The organism is Yoonia sp. MH D7, from assembly GCF_054439475.1.
This window is the reverse complement of record NZ_JBTJCF010000001.1, coordinates 2,305,234-2,325,626: the sequence shown is the minus strand read 5'-3', so window position 1 is coordinate 2,325,626 and position 20,393 is coordinate 2,305,234. Positions and strand designations below refer to the sequence as shown.

Annotated in this window: 23 protein-coding genes; 10 read left to right on the top strand and 13 right to left on the bottom strand. The window is 55.7% G+C overall.

Annotation, left to right across the window (positions count from 1 at the left end; genetic code table 11):
* Positions 1–885 (bottom strand): lysostaphin resistance A-like protein, encoded by an 885-nt coding sequence (locus ACXLHR_RS11445; RefSeq protein ID WP_458791564.1) that lies wholly within the window; start codon positions 883–885, stop codon positions 1–3.
* A 127-nt stretch (positions 886–1,012) separates the two neighbouring features.
* Here ACXLHR_RS11445 and ilvD point away from each other — a divergent pair, with 127 nt between their 5' ends.
* From ilvD to ACXLHR_RS11410, 7 genes are all read left to right on the top strand, one after another.
* Entirely contained in the window at positions 1,013–2,776 is a 1,764-nt protein-coding gene (ilvD, locus tag ACXLHR_RS11440) for a dihydroxy-acid dehydratase (RefSeq protein ID WP_458791563.1), read from the top strand.
* 5 nt (positions 2,777–2,781) lie between these two features.
* Complete coding sequence (locus tag ACXLHR_RS11435) at positions 2,782–3,381, top strand: hypothetical protein (RefSeq protein WP_458791562.1); 600 nt, start codon at positions 2,782–2,784, stop codon at positions 3,379–3,381.
* A gap of 97 nt (positions 3,382–3,478) precedes the next feature.
* Positions 3,479–4,252, top strand: a complete 774-nt coding sequence (locus ACXLHR_RS11430) for a DUF6478 family protein (protein ID WP_458791561.1) — start codon at positions 3,479–3,481, stop codon at positions 4,250–4,252.
* 32 nt (positions 4,253–4,284) lie between these two features.
* Positions 4,285–4,659: a hypothetical protein gene (locus ACXLHR_RS11425; RefSeq protein ID WP_458791560.1), complete on the top strand. Its 375-nt coding sequence runs from the start codon at positions 4,285–4,287 to the stop codon at positions 4,657–4,659.
* Positions 4,660–4,735: 76 nt separating this feature from the next.
* Positions 4,736–6,760, top strand: a complete 2,025-nt coding sequence (locus ACXLHR_RS11420) for an FAD-dependent oxidoreductase (RefSeq protein WP_458791559.1) — start codon at positions 4,736–4,738, stop codon at positions 6,758–6,760.
* Entirely contained in the window at positions 6,761–7,672 is a 912-nt protein-coding gene (locus tag ACXLHR_RS11415; RefSeq protein ID WP_458791558.1) for an AEC family transporter, read from the top strand.
* 143 nt (positions 7,673–7,815) lie between these two features.
* Entirely contained in the window at positions 7,816–8,721 is a 906-nt protein-coding gene (locus tag ACXLHR_RS11410) for a LysR family transcriptional regulator (RefSeq protein WP_458791557.1), read from the top strand.
* Between the two features lie 512 nt (positions 8,722–9,233).
* Here ACXLHR_RS11410 and ACXLHR_RS11405 read toward each other — a convergent pair.
* The 4 genes from ACXLHR_RS11405 to ACXLHR_RS11390 are packed head-to-tail and all read right to left on the bottom strand — an operon-like array spanning position 9,234 to position 12,177.
* Complete coding sequence (locus tag ACXLHR_RS11405) at positions 9,234–10,166, bottom strand: OmpA family protein (RefSeq protein WP_458791556.1); 933 nt, start codon at positions 10,164–10,166, stop codon at positions 9,234–9,236.
* Positions 10,163–10,729, bottom strand: a complete 567-nt coding sequence (locus ACXLHR_RS11400; RefSeq protein ID WP_458791555.1) for a peroxidase-related enzyme — start codon at positions 10,727–10,729, stop codon at positions 10,163–10,165. The genes ACXLHR_RS11405 and ACXLHR_RS11400 overlap by 4 nt, the downstream gene beginning before the upstream one ends.
* Positions 10,730–10,733: 4 nt before the next feature.
* Positions 10,734–11,462 carry a GNAT family N-acetyltransferase gene (locus ACXLHR_RS11395; RefSeq protein ID WP_458791554.1) on the bottom strand — a complete coding sequence of 243 codons (729 nt, stop codon included), beginning with the start codon at positions 11,460–11,462 and terminating at the stop codon, positions 10,734–10,736.
* On the bottom strand, positions 11,455–12,177 hold the full coding sequence (locus ACXLHR_RS11390) for a competence/damage-inducible protein A (protein ID WP_458791553.1): 723 nt from the start codon (positions 12,175–12,177) through the stop codon (positions 11,455–11,457). The genes ACXLHR_RS11395 and ACXLHR_RS11390 overlap by 8 nt, the downstream gene beginning before the upstream one ends.
* Positions 12,178–12,217: 40 nt before the next feature.
* On the opposite strand from ACXLHR_RS11390, the gene sfsA reads away from it, so the two are divergent.
* Positions 12,218–12,940 carry a DNA/RNA nuclease SfsA gene (gene sfsA, locus ACXLHR_RS11385; protein WP_458791552.1) on the top strand — a complete coding sequence of 241 codons (723 nt, stop codon included), beginning with the start codon at positions 12,218–12,220 and terminating at the stop codon, positions 12,938–12,940.
* 83 nt (positions 12,941–13,023) lie between these two features.
* On the top strand, positions 13,024–13,833 hold the full coding sequence (gene map, locus ACXLHR_RS11380) for a type I methionyl aminopeptidase (RefSeq protein ID WP_458791551.1): 810 nt from the start codon (positions 13,024–13,026) through the stop codon (positions 13,831–13,833).
* Here the strand turns inward: map and ACXLHR_RS11375 are convergent.
* The 3 genes from ACXLHR_RS11375 to ACXLHR_RS11365 are packed head-to-tail and all read right to left on the bottom strand — an operon-like array spanning position 13,830 to position 16,236.
* Entirely contained in the window at positions 13,830–14,468 is a 639-nt protein-coding gene (locus tag ACXLHR_RS11375) for an HAD family hydrolase (RefSeq protein ID WP_458791550.1), read from the bottom strand. The two genes, map and ACXLHR_RS11375, sit on opposite strands and share 4 nt — an antisense overlap.
* A complete protein-coding gene (rsmD, locus tag ACXLHR_RS11370) occupies positions 14,465–15,025 on the bottom strand; it encodes a 16S rRNA (guanine(966)-N(2))-methyltransferase RsmD (RefSeq protein ID WP_458791549.1) in 561 nt (186 codons plus the stop codon). Before rsmD ends, ACXLHR_RS11375 begins: the two co-directional genes overlap by 4 nt.
* Positions 15,022–16,236: an NAD(P)/FAD-dependent oxidoreductase gene (locus tag ACXLHR_RS11365; RefSeq protein ID WP_458791548.1), complete on the bottom strand. Its 1,215-nt coding sequence runs from the start codon at positions 16,234–16,236 to the stop codon at positions 15,022–15,024. The genes rsmD and ACXLHR_RS11365 overlap by 4 nt, the downstream gene beginning before the upstream one ends.
* Before the next feature lie 87 nt (positions 16,237–16,323).
* Here ACXLHR_RS11365 and ACXLHR_RS11360 point away from each other — a divergent pair, with 87 nt between their 5' ends.
* On the top strand, positions 16,324–16,812 hold the full coding sequence (locus tag ACXLHR_RS11360) for a redoxin family protein (protein WP_458791547.1): 489 nt from the start codon (positions 16,324–16,326) through the stop codon (positions 16,810–16,812).
* A 29-nt stretch (positions 16,813–16,841) separates the two neighbouring features.
* Here ACXLHR_RS11360 and ACXLHR_RS11355 read toward each other — a convergent pair whose 3' ends face one another.
* The 5 genes from ACXLHR_RS11355 to ACXLHR_RS11335 are packed head-to-tail and all read right to left on the bottom strand — an operon-like array spanning position 16,842 to position 20,367.
* On the bottom strand, positions 16,842–17,687 hold the full coding sequence (locus ACXLHR_RS11355) for a mechanosensitive ion channel family protein (RefSeq protein ID WP_458791546.1): 846 nt from the start codon (positions 17,685–17,687) through the stop codon (positions 16,842–16,844).
* 1 nt (position 17,688) lies between these two features.
* Entirely contained in the window at positions 17,689–17,970 is a 282-nt protein-coding gene (locus ACXLHR_RS11350) for a 4a-hydroxytetrahydrobiopterin dehydratase (protein ID WP_458791545.1), read from the bottom strand.
* Complete coding sequence (locus tag ACXLHR_RS11345) at positions 17,967–19,151, bottom strand: GNAT family N-acetyltransferase (RefSeq protein ID WP_458791544.1); 1,185 nt, start codon at positions 19,149–19,151, stop codon at positions 17,967–17,969. Before ACXLHR_RS11345 ends, ACXLHR_RS11350 begins: the two co-directional genes overlap by 4 nt.
* Positions 19,148–19,900, bottom strand: coding sequence for a glycerophosphodiester phosphodiesterase family protein (locus tag ACXLHR_RS11340; protein WP_458791543.1), 753 nt, complete (start codon positions 19,898–19,900; stop codon positions 19,148–19,150). Before ACXLHR_RS11340 ends, ACXLHR_RS11345 begins: the two co-directional genes overlap by 4 nt.
* Positions 19,897–20,367 carry a RidA family protein gene (locus tag ACXLHR_RS11335; protein ID WP_458791542.1) on the bottom strand — a complete coding sequence of 157 codons (471 nt, stop codon included), beginning with the start codon at positions 20,365–20,367 and terminating at the stop codon, positions 19,897–19,899. The genes ACXLHR_RS11340 and ACXLHR_RS11335 overlap by 4 nt, the downstream gene beginning before the upstream one ends.
* Positions 20,368–20,393: the final 26 nt, after the last annotated feature.

The following is a 20,393-nucleotide window of genomic DNA, read 5'->3' as shown; positions in this document are numbered from 1 at the left end:
TTAGCGTTTGATCGCGACGCGTGCGGCCAGCCAGAGCACGCCTACCGAGAGGATCACGATGAGGGCTTCGATCGCGATCCAAGGGTCGAGAAGCGTGTGCAGTGCGTAGTCGAATTGCGATCTGTCTTCGTAAGGATAAAGGAGCAGCGCAAGCCCTGTTGACGGCCAGTCGGTCACGCCGACCAGTATAAAAGCAAACAGATTATTGGACAGGTGCAGTCCGACGGCCGCGCCGATGTTGCCCGTGCGTGCGGTCAGATCGGCGCAGGCCAGTCCCAGAAGTGTCGCCCAGAAGGCATAGACGATTCCGTCTGCGGGACCGTAGCCGCTCATGTAATGTCCTGCTCCGAACAACAGCGACGGCAGCCCCATCCAGACCCATGGTTTGGTCGAGATCGCGTTTAATTGTTGTTGCAGGTAGCCACGGAAATAGAGTTCTTCCATGCCGGTCTGGATCACGAGTGCGCCGATTGTAACGGGGATCCATGCCAGCCACGGGATTATCGGCCGCACCGTCTCGATTTCGGCGAGATTGATCCAGGGTGGTAGAAACGTTTGCAAGAGCAGCACGAGGCCTACGCCGATTGCGGCTGTTTTGAAATGCGTAATGGTCGGAGTGACAGGGCCGACCATCGACCAGAACCCGCGCCCGTGCCATTTGCGCACCATGACCACCAAGGCGGCAATGAACAGTGCGAATATTAAAAGCTGTGCAATAACGGCGGCGGGTGTGGTGCCTGCTTCAAAGGCGCGCACTGCGTCGGGCGGCAGCAATGCCATCAGCAAGACTGGTCCCAACACTATCGTGATTTCCATCAAGACAACGATCGTCATGACTGACCCAAGGGCGGGATTTGTCAGTGCCGGTCGCATAAAATCGCGCATTGGGGCGTAGGGATCATTCATCGCGCGTTTTTGGACCGAGTTGCACGAGCTTGCAACCGCGTTTCGACTTGTGCGCGCGGCTTGCGTTATTTACACCAGAGCCAACTGTTTTAAGAGGGATCGCACCATGTCTAATGCCAAGATTGACAAGTCAAATTTGCCTAGCCGCCATGTTACCGAAGGTGCCAGCCGCGCGCCGCACCGGTCGTATTTCTATGCGATGGGGTTGGATCAAGAGGCGATTGATCAGCCGTGGGTTGGTGTTGCGACTTGCTGGAACGAAGCTGCCCCTTGCAATATTTCGCTGAACCGTCAGGCGCAGGCCGTGAAGATGGGCGTGAAGAAGGGGATGGGGACGCCGCGCGAGTTTACCACCATCACCGTTACTGACGGGATTGCGATGGGCCACGAGGGCATGCGGTCGTCTTTGGCGTCGCGTGAGGCGATTGCTGATACGGTTGAATTGACGATGCGCGGTCACTGCTATGATGCGCTTGTGGGTCTGGCTGGCTGCGACAAATCCTTGCCGGGTATGATGATGGCGATGGTTCGTTTGAACACACCGTCAGTATTTATCTATGGGGGTTCGATTTTGCCTGGCCGTGTGCATGCGGGCGCGGATGTGCCTGCTGAATACTTGGGCCGTGATTTGACTGTGCAGGATATGTTTGAGGCGGTTGGTCGTCACCAGAATGGTGACTTGTCGGATGCAGCACTTGAGATTTTGGAGCGTGTTGCCTGTCCATCTGCGGGTGCTTGTGGCGGTCAGTTTACGGCCAACACGATGGCTTGTGTCTCTGAAGCGATTGGCCTTGCGTTGATGAATTCATCGGGTGCGCCTGCGCCGTATGAGAGCCGTGATCAGTATGGTATGGCGTCAGGTGAGGCTGTAATGAACCTGATCGCCAAGAATATTCGTGCCCGAGATGTTGTGACACGCAAATCGCTGGAAAATGCGGCGCGTGTGGTTGCTTGTACGGGGGGATCGACCAATGCGGGTCTGCACTTGCCTGCGATTGCCCATGAAGCAGGGATCGATTTTGATCTGTCGGATGTTTGCGATATTTTCAAAGACACGCCGTACTTTGTCGACTTGAAGCCGGGTGGTCAGTATGTCGCCAAGGATCTTTATGAAGCGGGCGGCGTGCCTGTTGTGATGAAAGAACTGCGCAAAGCTGGTCTGATGCACGAAGATTGTATGACTGCGTCTGGTCGGGAAATGGGCGAAGAGCTGGACATGATCAAAGGCGAGGCTGATGGCCGCGTGATCTACCCTGTGTCGACCCCGATCACCAAAACGGGCGGCGTTGTTGGCCTGAAGGGCAACTTGGCCCCGGATGGCGCGATTGTTAAAGTCGCGGGTATGAAGCCGGAAGAGCAAGTGTTCAGCGGTCCTGCCCGTGTGTTCGAATGTGAAGAAGATGCGTTCGAAGCGGTGAAGGCGCGTAAATATGAAGAGGGCGAAGTGCTTGTGATCCGCAATGAGGGTCCCGCCGGTGGTCCGGGTATGCGCGAAATGCTTTCCACGACTGCTGCACTGTCCGGTCAGGGCATGGGCAAGAAAGTGGCCTTGATCACGGATGGTCGTTTTTCAGGCGCAACACGTGGATTCTGTGTGGGTCACGTTGGCCCAGAGGCTGCACATGGTGGTCCGATTGCGCTGTTGAAAGATGGCGATATGATCACGCTGAATGCAATCACGGGTGAGTTGTCGGTTGATCTGACAGATGCCGAACTCGCGACACGCAAAACCGAGTGGAAAGGCCCGCGCGAGACGATCTATGCATCGGGTGCGCTATGGAAATATAGCCAGTTGGTTGGTGGTGCGCGTCTGGGTGCAACGACACATCCAGGTGCGAAGTTGGAACGGCACATCTATATGGACCTGTAATCGCTATGCTGTGGCGTATGAGTGTTGCAGCGGCGGTCCTCGCCGTTGCAGGATGTGAGGGCGGGTTGAACCTAACCGCGGGCAAGCCGACCATGGCTATGTTCGCGGGTGCGTTTACGGCGGCCGGTCCTGACGGATATTGCGTTGACACCAACGCCAGCAATGCAAAAACCGGCTTTGCCTTGATGGCACCCTGTGCAGTGATGGGGGTTGCTGGGCAAGCGCCGCGCGTGCAAGCGATTGCCACCTTGCAGGTAGGGGTGGCGGGCAGTGCGATTGTTTCGCAGGACCCTGCCGCCTTTGCCGCGTATCTCGACGGCCCTGATGGCGCAAATGTTTTAAGCCGTATTGGTGACCCTGCTACAATCCGCTCGCGTAGCGTGTCACGTGATGGCGATCAGGTGATGGTTTATTTAATCGATCAGGCTCCTGCCTTGACGGACGGAATGCAGGAAGCAGAATGGCGCGCCTTTGTCGATGTGGCGGGGCGGCTGGTGACAATCGCAGTGCGCGGCCTTGAGGTAGCGCCACTTTCGGAGGCTGCGGGGTCGGCATTGCTAAGACAGGCCGTAAATGCGGTGATGCGCGCGAATGCAGCGATATAAGCAACAGATTTTTACAGATGTTTCCTTTTGAGAAACAATTTGGCAGGTAGAACGGTGTGGCGGGGTTGCCCGCCGGTTTGAAAGGTAACACTGCGCAATGGCGAGCAAGCTAAACACTTTGATCGGGCGTTGGGTGCAAAAGGGCGCGCTTGTGCGCTGGGGAATTGCCGCGCGCAATGCACCGCATGCGCCGCTTGACGTATTGCGCAAGCAACGCCATCGTGCCCGTCGTTTGCGCGCTTTAGTTGATGAGTTGACCTATATTGCAGACAGCCGCCTCGCCTTGCCGCGTATAGGAGCAAACGCATTCTCGCGCCCGGGTGGCACCGAATGGTCGTGGCGTCCACAGCTGTGGCGTGGGCCGTTGGGGCAAAAGGGTATGTCAGCGGTCCCGAGCAAAGCGGTGCTAGGCGACGAGGTAACGTTGTTTCACGACTGTAAGATCAGCGAATTGACCTTGCGGCAGGTGCGCAATACGCGCGAGCAGGACTTGGCTCCGTTCGGTTTGCGCATGGATGTATTCCAGTTTGACGGTAGTTTTCTGTCGCTGGTGCTGGATGCGCCGAGCGAGGCCAGTGTCGGGTTGCAGCGCCGCCATATTATCCGGCTGAATGCGATTATCGAAGTTGAAAAACCGCTAGAGGTCTTTGCTCGCCTGAACATTAAACACGGCCCGAACACTGAGAAACTGGTGTTGGAGTTGCCTTTGGGGCAGGATGAAGTGATGGTCGAGTTTGACCTTGGCTATTCTGAGATTAACGAAAAACGCATTGAACGTGTCTGGCTTGATCTGATTTTTGAAAGCCCCGAGATGAACCAAATCACTGTCCGCGACCTGACATTTTGCCGCTACCCGCGTGCAGAAATCTAAGCCTTAATTCAAGCCATACCGAGGAGCCGTTCATGTCGACGTTGAAATTGATCAAGACCCGTCTGTTTGCAGGCATTTGGGAAGGCGTATTGATGGGGCATCAAGGCGAGACCGCACCATCGCTGCGCGTCACGCATCTGGGGGTTGAGGTGGACGGTGTGAGCGTGAAGGTCGCCACTGACCGGAACGGATGGTTGGTGCATGTTCCTGTCCCTGCGCATTTGATGTCGGACGGTGTGCAGACATTTTTGATTACTGATGTTGAAACCGGCGCTGTTCTAAACAGTTTTACACTGCTGTTTGGCGAGGTGCTGTCCGAAGATATTCGTGCGGAAATGGCGTTGTTGCGTGACGAACTGGACCTGTTGAAAAGCGCGTTTCGCCGCCATTGTGTGCAGACCACGTAAATGTGGGTGACGCTGGGTTTCAGGTGACGCCCGCGTTAGCCTGGCGCAAGGTGTCCGAAATTTCAGGGAGACAGACATGACCGCATATCCACATTTACTCGCACCGCTTGATCTTGGGTTTACCACGTTAAAAAACCGCGTGTTGATGGGATCGATGCATACGGGATTGGAAGAAACAAAAGACTGGAACCGCGTTGCCGAATTTTACGCGGCCCGTGCGCGGGGCGGTGTTGGCTTGATGGTCACGGGCGGTATGGCCCCAAATCGCGAAGGTGGCGTATTCCCAGGCGCCGCGGGTTTGTTTTCGGATGAGGATATTGCCAACCATAAAATTGTGACCAACCGTGTGCATGACGCTGGCGGCAAGATTGCGATGCAGATTTTGCATGCGGGGCGCTATGCATATTCACCCGAATGCGTGTCGTCCTCGGCTGTAAAATCGCCAATTTCTCCGTTCGCCCCGAAGGCGCTGGATACCAAGGGCATCGAGACGCAGATTTCTGATATTGTGACCGCTGCAGCCCGCGCGCAGCAAGCGGGGTATGATGGGGTCGAGGTCATGGGGTCTGAAGGGTATTTTCTGAACCAGTTCCTTGTGACCCATGTGAACAAGCGTGAAGACGATTGGGGTGGCAGTTACGAGAACCGTATGCGTTTGCCGGTTGAAGTCGTGCGCCGCGTCCGTGAGGCGGTCGGCGCCGAGTTTATCCTGATCTATCGTTTGTCGATGATTGATCTAATTCCGAACGGCTCGACCTGGGCAGAAGTTGTGCAATTGGCGAAAGCGATTGAAGCGGCTGGGGCGACGATTTTGAACACGGGCATTGGCTGGCATGAGGCTCGTATTCCGACGATTGCGACCTCGGTGCCGCGCGCTGCGTTCTCGTGGGTGACCAAGAAATTGATGGGAGAGGTGACTATCCCTGTGATCACTTCGAACCGGATTAACACGCCGCAGGTCGCCGAGGATGTGTTGGCGGACGGGTGTGCGGATATGGTTTCGATGGCCCGTCCGTTCCTTGCTGATCCCGATTTCGTAACCAAGGCTGCGGCGGGGCAGACGGGGATGATTGCGCCCTGTATTGCGTGCAATCAGGCGTGCTTGGATCACACCTTTAGCGGCAAATTGTCATCGTGTCTGGTCAACCCGCGTGCCTGCCATGAGACGGAGTTGGTTCTAACAAAAACGCCGACGCCTAAAGCTATTGCCGTTGTCGGTGCGGGACCGGCGGGATTATCGACGGCGTTGGCTTTGGCCGAGCGTGGACATAAAGTGAGTATTTTTGAAAAAGCGGACACTTTGGGTGGTCAGTTGAATATGGCCAAGCAGGTTCCGGGCAAGGAAGAGTTTTGGGGGCTTGTGGACTATTATACCACGCAGGTGGCAGCGGCCGGCATTGATGTGCGGTTGGGTGTGACCGCAGATGTGGGTGCGCTGACCACGTTTGATGAGGTGGTGATAGCTACGGGTGTTGTACCGCGTGACCCTGAGATTTCAGGTCAGGACGGGCCGAATGTTTTGTCCTATATAGACGTGCTGCGCGGCAAGGCCGAGGTTGGCAAACGAGTGGCCGTGATCGGCGCGGGTGGTATTGGATTTGACGTGGCCGAGTATCTGGTCACTGGTGAAAGTACGACTGAGGATCTGGCTGCATGGTTGGAAGAGTGGGGCGTTGCCGACCCAAGTGCTGCGCGTGGCGGTGTGCGCCCGGAAGGGCCAAAGCCCGATGCGCCCGTACGCGAGGTGACATTGTTGCAGCGCAAGGCGCAGAAGCTGGGCAAAAAACTAGGCAAGACGACAGGTTGGATTCACCGCGCGACCTTGCAGATGAAGAACGTGACGATGATTGGCGGCGTGAATTACGAGCGCATTGATTGCGATGGCTTGCATGTGAGTTATGGCGATGCGCGTGAGACCCCAACGTTAATTGAGGTCGATACCATTGTGATGTGCGCGGGGCAGGTTCCTGAGCGGTCGTTGGCGGATGGACTGATTGCGGCGGGGCGTCTGCCACATGTGATTGGTGGTGCGGACGTCGCTGCCGAATTGGATGCTAAGCGGGCGATTGATCAAGGCACGCGATTGGCGGCCGTCCTGTAGATGGTGTTTCTCACGATCCTGCTTGGCCTGTTGCCCAGTTTTCTCATGGTGGGTCTGGGCGGGATGGTGCGCAACCGATTGTCCGTGAATGCGTGGCAAGGGCTGGATAAGCTGAATTTTGAAATCCTGTTTCCCGCGCTCTTGTTTGTCTCTGCTGCCAGCCGCCCGATTGAAGTCGCGCACCTGCTGCGCATGGCCCCTGCGGTTTGGGGGATATTGGCGTTGGGACTGGTGTTGGGGTTATTGACCCGCAGGTTCGGCCCAGTGTCGTTTCTGGATTTTGCAGGCGCATGGCAAACGGCGTGGCGGTTCAATTCAGCGATTGGGTTGGTTGCGGTTGGCACATTAAGCCGCGCTAATGACGCGCAGATGGCGGTAGCAATCGGTCTGGCGGTGCCTGTGGCGAATATTTTTGCGGTCTCTGCTTTGTCGCGCGGATCCGCCTTGGGGCTTGGCGCAAGTGTAAAGCGGGTGGCGCTGAACCCGTTTTTGCTAGCCTCGGTTGCGGGGGTGATCGTCGGGCTGATGGGGGTGAAGTTTCCTGCGCCTATACTGGCACCTATGCAGATGTTAGCTGCTGCTGCGATTCCGATTGCATTGATTTCCGTGGGGGCCACTATGAACTGGGGGGCTTTGCTGCTGCTCGACCGCTTCAACGGTGCGATTTGCGTGATCAAGCTTGTTTTGCTGCCTGCAATCACGCTTGGAGCGTGTTTAATGATGCATGTTCCGCCCGCGATTGCATCGGTGCTGGTAGTGTTCGCGGCCCTGCCCACGGCGTCGGCTGCGCATGTCTTGGCTGCGGGATTCGGGGCGAGCCGCGAATTGGTCGCCACATTAGTCGCGCAGTCTACATTGCTGGGTGCTTTGACATTGCCAATCTGGATCACTTTGGCCGAATTGTTGCTTTAACACTGTAAACACCCTCTTCGTGCGTTTCTTTGCTGCGAACAATGTGCCGACAAACCCCCGTATTGTCGCGGCAGCGTCCCATTCTCGCCTGATTTGACAGGCAAAACTCTGCTTAACGAAGAACAAGTTGTAGAGGAGCGGACATGGATCGACTCACGGAAATGGAAGCCTTTGCCACGGTTGTGGATCAAGGTGGTTTTACAGACGCGGCCAAGAAAATGGGGATTTCCAAATCCGCAGTGTCCAAACATGTGTCCTCTCTTGAGGCACGCCTTGGGGCGCGGTTACTGAACCGGACGACACGCAGGGTCAGCCCGACGGAAATCGGCTTGGCGTATTACGACCGTGCGCGACGTGTTTTGAATGACGCTGGCGAAGCGGATGCACTTGTCACCTCGATGCAATCGGCGCCGTCGGGGTTACTACGTATTTCGGTGGCGACGGATTTCGGGGTCAATCATTTGTCTCCGGTTTTAGGCGATTTTCTCGCCGAGTTTGAGGATATCACCGTCAACATGGTGCTGAATAACCGCTACGTTGAGTTGATTTCCGAAGGGTTTGACATGGCGGTGCGGATTGGAGAGCTTGAAGACAGCACGCTGAAGGCGCGCAAACTGACCGAAACCACCAAGCGCATGATCGCTAGCCCTGCTTATTTTGAAAAACACGGGCGACCTGAAAAGATTGACGATTTAAACAGTCACAAGTTGCTGCACTATTCCAACCAATCCAATTCGGCCGTCTGGAAACTGACCGCGCCGTCGGGTGAAAAACGCCAGGTTCGCACGGCTGGATGGTTGACCGTGAATGATGGGCAATCTCTTTTAAACGCCTGTATTGGCGGCCTTGGCATCGCGTATCTGCCGAGCTTTCTTTATGCAGACGCACTGGACAAAGGGTTGGTTGAGGTGGCGATCCCAGATTTGCCTATTGAAACCCAAGGCATCTACGCGGTCTATCCGCCGGGTCGTTTTACACAGCCAAAAGTGCGTGCTTTCATCGATTTTCTTGTGCATTCTTTGGCGGATAAAGGTCCCGACGTCTGGTAGCACGGGCCAAATTTCCCAACGGTGTGCCTACCTATTTTGCGCGGCCTTCGGGTCGCGCTTTTGTGTGCTGACGTAAGTTAGTTTTAGCAAATCTTGCCTACGGTTTTGTAATAAGGGCGCTAAATGAATCAACTTTTTACTCTCATAACACCCAAAAATTTCAAGGGCGGCTTTGTGAACGTGCTTTTGTTCATATTTTGCATTCTGTCTTTGTCGGGGACTCATTTATCGCGCTTTTTATAACGGGATAGGGCATCAGTTGTGGTTGATCAGACGGGTGTCGGTGTTGGCGCAAAAGCAGCTGGATTTGATGGACAATTACGCTCTCGATGGGCGCGGTGTTGATCGATCCAAAGCAATCACTTGATGTGCATATGATTCGTGCTGATGAGGCATTATATCGCGCGAAAAATACGGGATGTGCGCGCATGGTGGTCTGGTCAGAAGAAGTGCGGTCTCGATCCCCAGTCCACACGTCGACGGTCAAGGCTGTAAATTGGGGTGCAGCATAGTTATTGTGTCGAGGTAATAATGGCTTCTACGCGGCGGTTGGCAACGCGTCCGCTTTCAGTCAAATTTGACGCGATCGGTGCGAGATAACCCATGCCTTGCGCGTCCATTTGTCTACGCGGAACACCGTAGTCGACAGCCAGCCGCTCTAGCACTGAACCAGCGCGTCTTTTGGAGAGCGCGATGTTGCCCTCCAGTGACCCTGACGAATCTGTATGTCCAACGAGTCCAATTTGAATGCTCGGGTTGGAAATTAGAAAATCCGCAAGGCTTTGCAACAAGTCGAATGGACGATTTGAAAGTTGTGCGGACCCTGTCTCGAACGTCAGGCCCTGCAAGACAATATGCCCTGCGGTGGTGAGTTCTGTCGCCAGATCGGTTGTCGTAAGGGTTTGGTCCGAACCGCGGACCGCTGGCCCGTCGGCAGTGATAATCTGCGATTGCGCCGTGCCGACCCGCGTCACCTGAACGTAACCCGCGCGCGCGGATTTGCTGGCGATCACGGAGATTACCTCGAGAGCGTCGTCCGTTGTTTTTGTAGCTGCCATGTAGCGGAAGTCGCCGAGGTTAATTTGCATGTCAGGTGGCGGCATCACCCCTGTTCCGAAGCGGAAATCAAATCCGCCGCAGTCTTGATCGCGACATTCAAATACGATCTCGAAGCCGTCATTACGTAATTGGTCGCGCAACGGGCGAATCAGTTGCAGCGAGGTAAGCCCTGTGGCCAAGATGCGCCACGCTTGTTGGCTCAACTGCCCTTCCGCGATTTGGGCCGGTATGATGCCATTCGCCCACGGCCCAACCGGCATTGCATAGCTGTCTAAATCGCGGGTGACTTCGCGGGTCAGCGAGGCGTTGCTGGGAAAGCTGATCGTTTGCGCGGCCAGCCCTGATCCAAGGCCAAGCATAGAGATTATGAGCGTTGTTCGGATCATCGCGCGTGGCTGTGATAGGCATCGTTGGGGCGCATATCAGTAGCAGATGCCATGCGATTTGTCATGTTGTACAGGCTCGCTGTTGCTGAAATGTCCCAGATATCGCGGTCGGAAAATCCGACTTGTCTTAACGCATCGCGGTGGGATTCTTCGACGCTGGCGCTATCGATGGTGAGGATTTCTGCGAATTTCAGCATCGCGTTTTGACGCGCGTTTAGCGTCGCGGCGCGCCAGTTCATCACCAGCATTTCGCCCAAAACCGGATTGCCGGAGAGTTCCCGAACAGCCGCGCCATGCGCCGTTAAGCAGTAGTAGCATTTGTTGATTGACGACACGGTCACGGCAATCATTTCGCGTTCGAGTTTCGTCAGTCCCGAGTTCGCTAACATAATATCGTTATAAAGCCCCGCAAAGGCGTTGAGTTTGTCGATATCAAACGCATAGGCTTGCAACACATTCGGGATCATTCCGAGTTTTTCTGTGCAGAGGTCGAAGTATTTTTGCGTGTCTGCGGGCAGCGGGTCGATCATGGGCAGGTCAAGGGCGGTTGGTTTTTCGGTCACGGGCTTACTCCGGCAAGATGCGATAATGATAATGTCCCACAACAGTCATGCCGAGGGAAGTGTAGAGGGCATTTGCGCTTTTATTTTCGGAGCCGGTCAAGAGTGTTAGGAAGTCCGCGTTGTGATCGCGGGCCCAAAACGCGGCGGCATGCATCATGTGACGCGCCAAGCCTTGCCGTCTGAAGTGTGACTGGACCTCAAGCGCGTGAACCATCGCGCAACCCTGCGACAGCCCGACATAGCAGGTTCCAGCAGGCCGGTCATTCACCCGCCCGAGAAGTGTGGTTTTTGGCATCTCTGCCCGTTCCATAGCGGCGATCCGGCCGGCGCCAATGTCGCCGCTTGTCCAAATTTCCACCTGTGTCGCCAGCGGTGGCCATGCGGTGAAGACGCTTTTATGCGGCGGGCGTGTTGCTGTCGTATCGCTGACCCGAGCCGCGTAAAGTGTAACGGGATCCTTGATCGCGTAGCCCAGGTCATGGAGCATTTCATCAAGCGGTGCGTCGTCTTCGCGGATCATGAATAGCGGAGCTTGGTTCATGTTGCGCATCGCGCTGGCAGAGGTTTGAATGTCGGAGGTCTTGAACGGCCCATTGGCGGTGGCTGCACTCACCCGACTGCCGCCATTCATCCCTTTACGCAGTGTGAACGGCCCGCAGATGTGTTTTTCCACGGGTGGCCACGTGTGGTCGGTCACGGCGTAAAGCGTCTGGGCACCGGGCAGCTTAACCATGAAAGATGGTCGTGAGTTCGGCCATTGCCGTGTCGAGGAGGGCGGGATCTTGGCTGCGCACAACAATGTTTGCGCCGTAAACGCCATTGTCCTGAAACGGATACGATCCAATCGACGCGGTGGGATAGCGTGTTGCGAATTCGCCGAGTGGTCCTGCGATATCGCCTTCGCCGCGTTGGACCCGCAAGGACTGTGACAAGAGCGGTGCGCCGCCTGTCAGTGTTGGTAAAACAGTGGCGACCATGGCCGTAAACACGGACGGAACTCCTGCCATGACATGGACGTTATGCAGGGTAAAGCCGGGAGCTGTGCTGACAGGATTATCGATGAGCGTGGCACCGTCAGGAATACGTGCCATGCGCAGGCGGGCGGCGTTCAGTTCGCGGCCTGTGCTTTCGTAAAACGCCGCGAGCAGCGCGCGGGCGTCATCGCGAATGTCGATATGTGTATTAAACGCGGCGGCGATGCTATCGGCGGTAATGTCATCATGGGTTGGTCCGATACCGCCGCTGGTGAACACATGGGTGTAGGCCGTACTAAGCGCGCGGGTTGCTGCCACGATCGCGGGGGCATCATCGGAGACGACACGCACCTCTTTAAGGTCAATACCGATGGCGGTCAGTTGGGTGGCTAGGTGATGTGTGTTTGTGTCGCGGGTGCGCCCTGAAAGGATTTCGTCACCGATGACGAGCATGGCGGCAGTTGGGTTAGTCATCGGGTTCTCCTGATTGATTAGGTTTGTTATAGAACGGCGTATGGAATTTGCCACGCCTCTTATCCCCGCCCGCCTGATCCGCCGCTATAAACGGTTTTTGGCCGATGTGATTTTACCTGATGGAACGCAGGTGGTGGCGCATTGTCCGAACCCCGGATCGATGATGGGGCTGGCGGAAGAGGGCATGAAGATTTGGTTGGAGCCGAATGACGACCCGAAGAAAAAGCTGAAATACGGCTGGCGGTTGGTCGATCATGAAGATGGAAACTTTACGGGCATTGATACATCTGTGCCAAACCGTGCATTGAAAGCGGCGTTGATCTCACATGAGGTTGCGGGGCTGCCTGCATATGACGAGGTACGCCCAGAGGTGAAATATGCGCAGAACAGTCGCATTGATTTTCTGCTGATGGGGCGGGGGGCGGATACCTATGTCGAGGTCAAAAGCGTGACGTTATCGCGGCAAGCGGGCCTGGCGGAGTTTCCTGATAGCGTGACGAAACGTGGTGCGAAGCATCTAGCAGCTTTGGCGCAGATGGTGGATGAGGGGCATCGCGCAGTGATGTTATACTTGGTGCAGCGGACTGATTGCGCGGCACTTAGCTTGGCCGCGGACATCGACGCCGCCTATCATCAGGCGTTTTTGCAGGCGCGCGAGGCCGGTGTGCAAGTGCTGGTGTTTGACTGTGCGATTGACCCGAATGGGGTGACTTTGCGCAGCGCGTTGCCGTTTTGTGATGGTGTACCAAATACGCATATTTAGGTTTGGAAAAAACCAACGTCTGCATCTGGTTTTTCAGCCAAATTAGGCATATGTCGCGGGTAAGTTGATAAAGGACGAGCATCGTGAACACGCAGACAGGCCGAGTGACCAAAGACGGAATTCGCATTTACGAGCAGAGTGACTTTGCTGGTATGGCAGGCGCTGGAAGGTTGGCCGCGCAGATTTTGGATGATATCGCCGCGCATGTTTTTGTGGGGCAGACCACGGGCGAGCTTGATCGTTTGATCACCCAGATGGTGAACGATGCGGGTGCTGTTTCGGCCACTATTGGCTATAAGGGTTATCAGCACGCCAGCTGTATTTCGATCAACCATGTGGTTTGTCACGGGATTCCCGGTGATAAAAAGTTGAAAGACGGCGATATTCTGAACATAGATGTGACCGTGATAGTGGACGGTTGGTTTGGTGATACTTCGCGCATGTATGTCGCGGGCAAGTTGGGGCGCAAAGCAGAGCGCTTGATCCAAGTGACTCATGACGCTCTAATGATGGGTATCGAGGTTGCAAAACCGGGAAATACCTTTGGTGACATTGGTCACGCGATTCAGGTTTTTGCCGAGGGCCACGGCATGTCGGTCGTACGCGATTTTTGCGGACACGGATTGGGGCGCGTGTTTCATGCGCCGCCAAATGTTTTGCATTATGGCCGTGCGGGCAGCGGTGCTGTTTTGGAAGAGGGCATGATTTTTACCATCGAGCCGATGGTCAACCTTGGCCGTCCTGATACCAAAGTTTTAGGCGATGACTGGACCGCTGTAACCCGCGACAAGTCGCTGTCAGCGCAGTTCGAGCATTCGATTGGCATCACCGCGACGGGTTGCGAGACTTTCACCCTTTCCCCGTCTGGCAAGTTTCATCCGACCTATAGCTAAAGCCTCAGCGCTTTTGTGATTTCATCAACGTGGCGGACGGGTATCGCGCCGACTGCTGCCAGATGTGCGCCATCCCCGTGCTCGTCTAATCCGAAACAACGCATCGGCGCGGCCTGTGCTGATTGGCAGCCTGCCGCGCTGTCGTCGATCATCACCGCGTCATGCATGCCAACCCCTGCTTGCGCGCAGGCCTTGAGCAACATGTCGGGCGAGGGTTTGCCGATGTGGTCGTGGGCCGAATAGATCCGTCCCGCAAACCTATCCCATAACCCTGAAGGCGGCAGGGTGATCGCCATTTTCTCCATCGGGCCGTTGGATGCGATAGCGATGGCGATTCCCGCCGCGTCGAGTTTTTCTAGTAGGGGCAAAACTCCGTCGATCACCCGCACCCCATTGCGCAACGCGTCAAAAATTGTGTCATAAGTCGCCTCTATCCAGTCGGGGGGCAAATTAGCGCCCATCGCTTTGGCGCGCCTGCTCACATCATGCATCGTTTCGCCCATGAACATCTGCGGAATGTCTGTGGGGGCAACGGGTAATCCGTGTTTGATCAGGCTGTCTGCAATGACGCGCAGCGTAATAGATTCGCTGTCGACCAAGACCCCGTCGCAGTCAAAAATCACCAGTTTTGTCATGCGGATACCTCGAATAATGTGATCCATGTGTCGCCGTAGCGGCGGCTGTCGCGGGATGTAAATCCGCGCGGGGCCGGTTGTGCGCTGTTTTCTTCCAGTACGATCAGCGCGTCTTTAGCGACCCATCCAGCTTTGAGTGCGGCGGTCATCGCCTTGATGCCCAGACCCATGCCATAGGGCGGGTCGACGAAGATAAGCGAGCAGGGCGTGGTGACGGGCGGCAGTTTGAGTGCATCTGCTTTGATCAGTTTGCAGTCAGCCTCGCGGCGTAGCTTTGTGATATTGGCGGCGAGAAGCCTCGCCGCCACTTTGCCATCATCAACAAATGTTGCGTGAACTGCGCCGCGTGATAGCGCCTCTAGCCCCAGTGCGCCGGTGCCTGCGAACAGGTCTAGCACCCGCGTCCCACGCACCCTTTCGCCAAAGCGGCCGCCTTGTAACACGTTAAAAAGGCTCTCTCGGACACGGTCACCAGTGGGGCGTAGATGTGCGGCGGTGTCGCCCGTGCCTACGTCGGTTAGGGTCGTTCCGCGATGCGTGCCGCCGATGATCCTCATGGTTTGAGCAGGCCTTTCATATCGGTGGCGGGGTCGGTGATCACGCTAGGGGCGGGGCTGCGGCCTGCCTCGATCAAGCGCTTGCCGATCATATAGTTGCGCGGGTCGTTCATCGCGTCGACCGCCAAGAGCGTGTCTCCCTTGTAATACCAGTTTGATTGCACGCCAGCCGCGTCCCCGCGTCGGATATGCACGGAAGTATAGCCAATGTTCAGCCCCGCGATTTGCAACTTGCAGTCGTATTGATCTGACCAGAACCACGGTTTTGGCTCATAGGCTAATGCAGCGCCCATCATGTTCTTGGCGACAATTTCGGCTTGATCAATTGCGTTGCCGACGCTTTCCAAACGGATCACCTCGCCCTTGAATAGCGATGCGGCACAATCACCTGCTGCCCAGATATGCGGATCGGATGTCTGGCCTAAGGTATTGGTTGCGATGCCGTTGCTGATATCCAGGCGCGCGCCTTCGGCCAGAATGCTGGCAGGCATAATGCCAACGCCGACTATCGCAAAATCGATGTCCAGTTCGGTCCCATCGGTCAGTTTTGCGCCGTTCACATGGTCGTCGCCGAGCAGGCGTTCTAACCCGACACCTTCGCGAATATCAACGCCGTGAGAGACGTGTAATGCGCGGAAGTAATCGGAGGTCTCGGGTGCCGCAACACGTTGCAAAATGCGGTCTGCCATTTCAACCAATGTGACGTGCAGGCCAAGTTTAGAGGCCACTGCCGCCGCCTCTAACCCGATATAGCCGCCACCGATAATCAGTATTTTCTTGCCCGCTGTGAATGCAGGGGCCATGGTGTCTGCGTCATTTAAATCGCGTACGCAGAACACACCGTCCAACATGCCACCGGCCGCTGCTGGTAGGGTGCGCGGATACGATCCGGTGGTGAGCGCCAGTTCGTCGTAAGACAACACACTTTGATCAGAAAGCGTCACAGTTTTCGCCGCAGGGTTAATCGATACGGCGCGGGTATTCAGGCGCAGGTCAATATCATGCTCGACGTAAAATGCAGTTGGGCGCAGATACAACCGCTCTTTGGTCATCTCGCCCAGCAGATAGGCTTTGGACAGCGGCGGGCGCTGATAGGGCGGTACATCCTCAGCTCCGACGAGCGTGATCTGTCCGTCAAAGCCATCACTGCGCAACTTCGCTACAAGCGACAATCCAGCCTGTCCGGCACCGATAACGACGATATGGGGCATGTTTTAATCCTGACTGCTGGTTCTATGCTGAGGCAGACCCTATATGGGTCGGACTAAGAGACGCAATTCCAAACGGGGAGAAATGATATGACACTTACGACCGGGACCACGTTGCCCAATGTTAATCTGCTGCAAATGGGGTCCGCCGGACCTGAAAGCATTAGCCTTTCTGAGAAACTCACGGACCGTAAAGTTGTGATTTTCGGCCTGCCGGGTGCCTATACCGGCACCTGTTCTACAGCGCATGTACCATCGTTTATGCGCTGCATGGACGGGTTCAAAGCCAAGGGCGTCGACGAAGTAATCTGCCTGTCGGTGAACGATCCGTTTGTAATGGGTGCATGGGGTGAGGCGACGGGGGCAACTGCCGCTGGCATTACAATGCTGGGCGACGCAGAGGCCGCGTTCACATTGGCCGTCGGCATGGAGTTTTCGGCTCCACCCGCCGGACTGGTCAACCGGTCCAAGCGTTACGCCATGTTGGTCGACAACGGCGTTGTGACGATCCTCAATGAGGAAGCCTCGCCGGGAGAATGTGAAATTTCCGCAGGCGAGACCTTGCTAGACGCAATGTAGTATTCGGATGGCGGGGGCTTTTGCTCCCGCTATTCTGCGGCTTGGAAAAACGTGCGTGTCGGGAACGGAATATCAATGCCACCTGCATCAAATGCTTCTTTTACATTCCGCTTCATGTCCGCCTGATAGGCAAAATATTCTTGGCGGTCGCACCAGACCCGCACCAGAAAATCGACCGAACTGTCGTTGAGCGCGTTCACCTGAATAAATGGTTCCGGATCTGTGTGGCTGCGCGGGTCGGCCATGATCGTATCGCGGATAATGCGCTCGGCATCTGCCAGATTGGCACCATAGCCCACACCAAATACCCACTCGGCACGGCGTGTTGTATAGACCGAATAGTTGCTGATCGTGTTGCCCCAGACCTGCGCATTCGGGATGATAATCTGCACGTTATCAACTGACGCGAGTTCGGTGCAATTCAGTGTAATGTCTTTGACCGTGCCGCTTTGATCGTTGATTTCGACAAAATCGCCTAGTTTGAACGGGCGGAAAAAAATGATCATCACGCCTGCGGCTACATTTGACAATGTGCCTTGCAGCGCCAGACCAATCGCCAGACCTGCGGCACCGATAACGGCCACGACCGAGGTCGTTTGTACGCCAAATGTGTTCAGCACAAACAGGAACGCAAAGCCGATAATTACATAGCTTGCGATATTGGCGAGAAAGTTAAACAGTGTGTCGTCAAAATGTGGGCTTGCCGCGCCAAGGCGCATTATCCGCCGCCGTGCCCAACCGCCAATTACAAAGCCCGCAATGATAATCGCGACCGCGCCCAAAATGCTGCTCGCCAGTGATGCCAGTAATTCCAGCGTCAAAAGGTCTGCCAGTGAATTTCCGTTCCAGATTGGCGTGTTCAGCAGTTCAGTCATCTTATTCTCCCGCGAGCACATCCATTTTGGTACCCAGCTTTATGTCCAAAGCAGACAATCCGTCTGCGTCGTGGGTGGTTAACGCGACTTGCACCGTTTTGTAAACATTCGACCACTCCGGATGGTGGTTCCATTTCTCGGCCCACATCGCGGATCGCGTCATGAATCCAAAAGCTTCGATGAAATTTTTGAACTTAAACTGCTTTTCAATTGCTTTGCCATCGGCTCGCAGGGTCCAACCGCTTGCTAAAAGCGGGGCCAGTGTCGGATCATCAGGTGTCATTGCTGTTCCTCTGTGTGGGATTTCCGGAACGGACCGTAACTGGTCAGCACCTCTATTTCGTGGTCCACCGCATCGCGCTCTGCCGCAAGATAGCGCCCAACAGCATCACGGAAACCCGCATCGCCAAACCAGTGCAGCGAATGGGTTTCGTGGGGTAAATATCCGCGCGCAAGCTTGTGTCCGCCTTGCGCGCCGGCCTCAACGCGGGACAACCCATGTTCAATCGCAAAATCAATTGCGGTATAGTAACACAGCTCGAAATGCAGGCAATCGTGATGCTCTACACACCCCCAATAGCGCCCGTAAAGCGTATCGCGCCCGATGAAATTCAATGCTCCCGCAATCGGCACTCCATCGCGCACCGCAAAAACCAACAAAATATCATCGCGAAGCTGGGTTTGCGCCAGATCAAAGAATGCGCGGGTCAAATAAGGTGATCCCCATTTGCGCGCGCCCGTGTCTTGGTAAAACTGCCAGAACGCATCCCAGTGTGCAGGCTGTATTTCATCCCCCGTCAGCATCACGATCTCGCCGCCAAAATCCTGCGCAGAGGCACGCTCTTTACGGATATTTTTTCGCTTGCGGCTCGACAGGTTATTCAGAAAATCATCAAAGGTTTTATAGCCGTCATTGAGCCAGTGAAACTGTTGACTGACCCGCGCCATCAAGCCCATTTCTGCACCAGCCACGGCTTCTTCTTTCGTGCAGAACGTCGCATGAATCGACGACAGTTGGTTATCGACAGCGATCTGAACCGCGCCTTGCACCAAGGCTGACATACCCACAGCATCATACCCTGCACGGGTCAAAAACCGCCGTCCTGTGGCTGGTGTGAACGGCACAGCAACTTGTAATTTCGGGTAGTAATGCCCCCCCGAATTTTCAAAAGCCTGCGCCCAGTTATGGTCGAACATATATTCGCCCTGACTATGGTTCTTGGCGTAAAGTGGTGCGACCGCGATTACCTGTCCATCCTGCGTTGCGCATAAATAATGCGGCTGCCAACCCGACCGACCGCGGACCGATCCGCTTTCTTCGATGGCCTGCAAAAACCGGTAGGTCGTGAACGGATCAACGGGGCGGCCTTGCGTGTCTTCGGGGCAGGCACAGGCATCCCAATCAGCTTGCCCGATATCGGCAATAGCAGAATGCGTGCTGATCTGGATCGTACTTTCGGTCAAGCGAGATAGCCCTCGAACGTAATGTTATCAGCGATCACGCGCGCTTCGATTTCAGCTTCTGGTGATTTTACCGTCCAGCACAAAACCGGTATGCCTTGCGATTTTAATTCAGTGATGCGTGGCATTGTCAGGTGCGTACTGCGGTGGCTGACAAAGCAGGCACCAACGCGCGTGAAGTCAGGGATGTCGCGTAGCCGGTCCAGTACATCCAGAGGAATCGTTGGCCAATTTTTGGGGCGAAATGCACCAGTTGTAAGCCCGCGTGGCACATTTGGTAAAAGGTCGCGCATTTCAGCCACGGCATGCGGGTTGAACGACATGAGTGCCAGTGGGCCTGTGTACCCAGCCAAAGCTGCTGCGGTCGCCGCACCTAACGAGCCGATGTTTTCTCCAAGTTGGCCATCTTGATCCTTGAGTTCAATCAGCAATGGCACACGGCCCGCGACCAGCGCCAGAACCTGCGCAAGGGTCGGAATGCCATCGCCGTCATGGCGCAAAGAAAGCGCGCACAAGTCCTGCGCACTGCGCATTGCGAGTGGTCCAGCCTGGTCGGTCAGGCGCCCCAGATCATAGTCGTGGAACACCATCGGCACACCGTCGGCCGAGAGCTGCAAGTCAATCTCGATGCCGTAACCCGCATCAATCGCCGCCTGTATCGCCTTGATGCTGTTTTCAGCGCGCCCTGCTGACACGTCGTGCAGGGCGCGATGGGTGATAGGGCGGTTTAGAAATGCGGGGTCGAGCGTCATTTTATTTCAAAGATCGCTTCGATTTCGACCGCGACGCCCAACGGGAGGCTTGCCGCACTGACGGCCGCGCGGGCATGTTTGCCGGCATCGCCCAGAGCCGCCACAAAGAAATCGGACGCGCCGTTGATGACCTTTGGCTGATCGGTAAAGTCAGGGGTCGAATTTACAAATCCGGTTAGTTTTACCACGCGCACCAAACGGTCCATATCGCCGTTCAAGGCAACCTTGAGCTGGGTCAAAAGCGAAATTGCGCAGGCCTTTGCAGCAATAGCACCCTGTTCCACCGACACATCCGCACCCAGTTTTCCGGTGATCAGTCCGTCTTCGTTCTGGCTAATCTGCCCCGACACATAGACCATATTTTCGACTGTCACAAACGGCAGGTAGTTGCCTGCTGCTTTCGGCGCATCCCCGAGCGAAGGTAGGGTGATGCCCAAAAGGGCGAGTTTGGCTTCGATTTCCGACATGTTCTGCTCCATCAGTTGTTTGACCT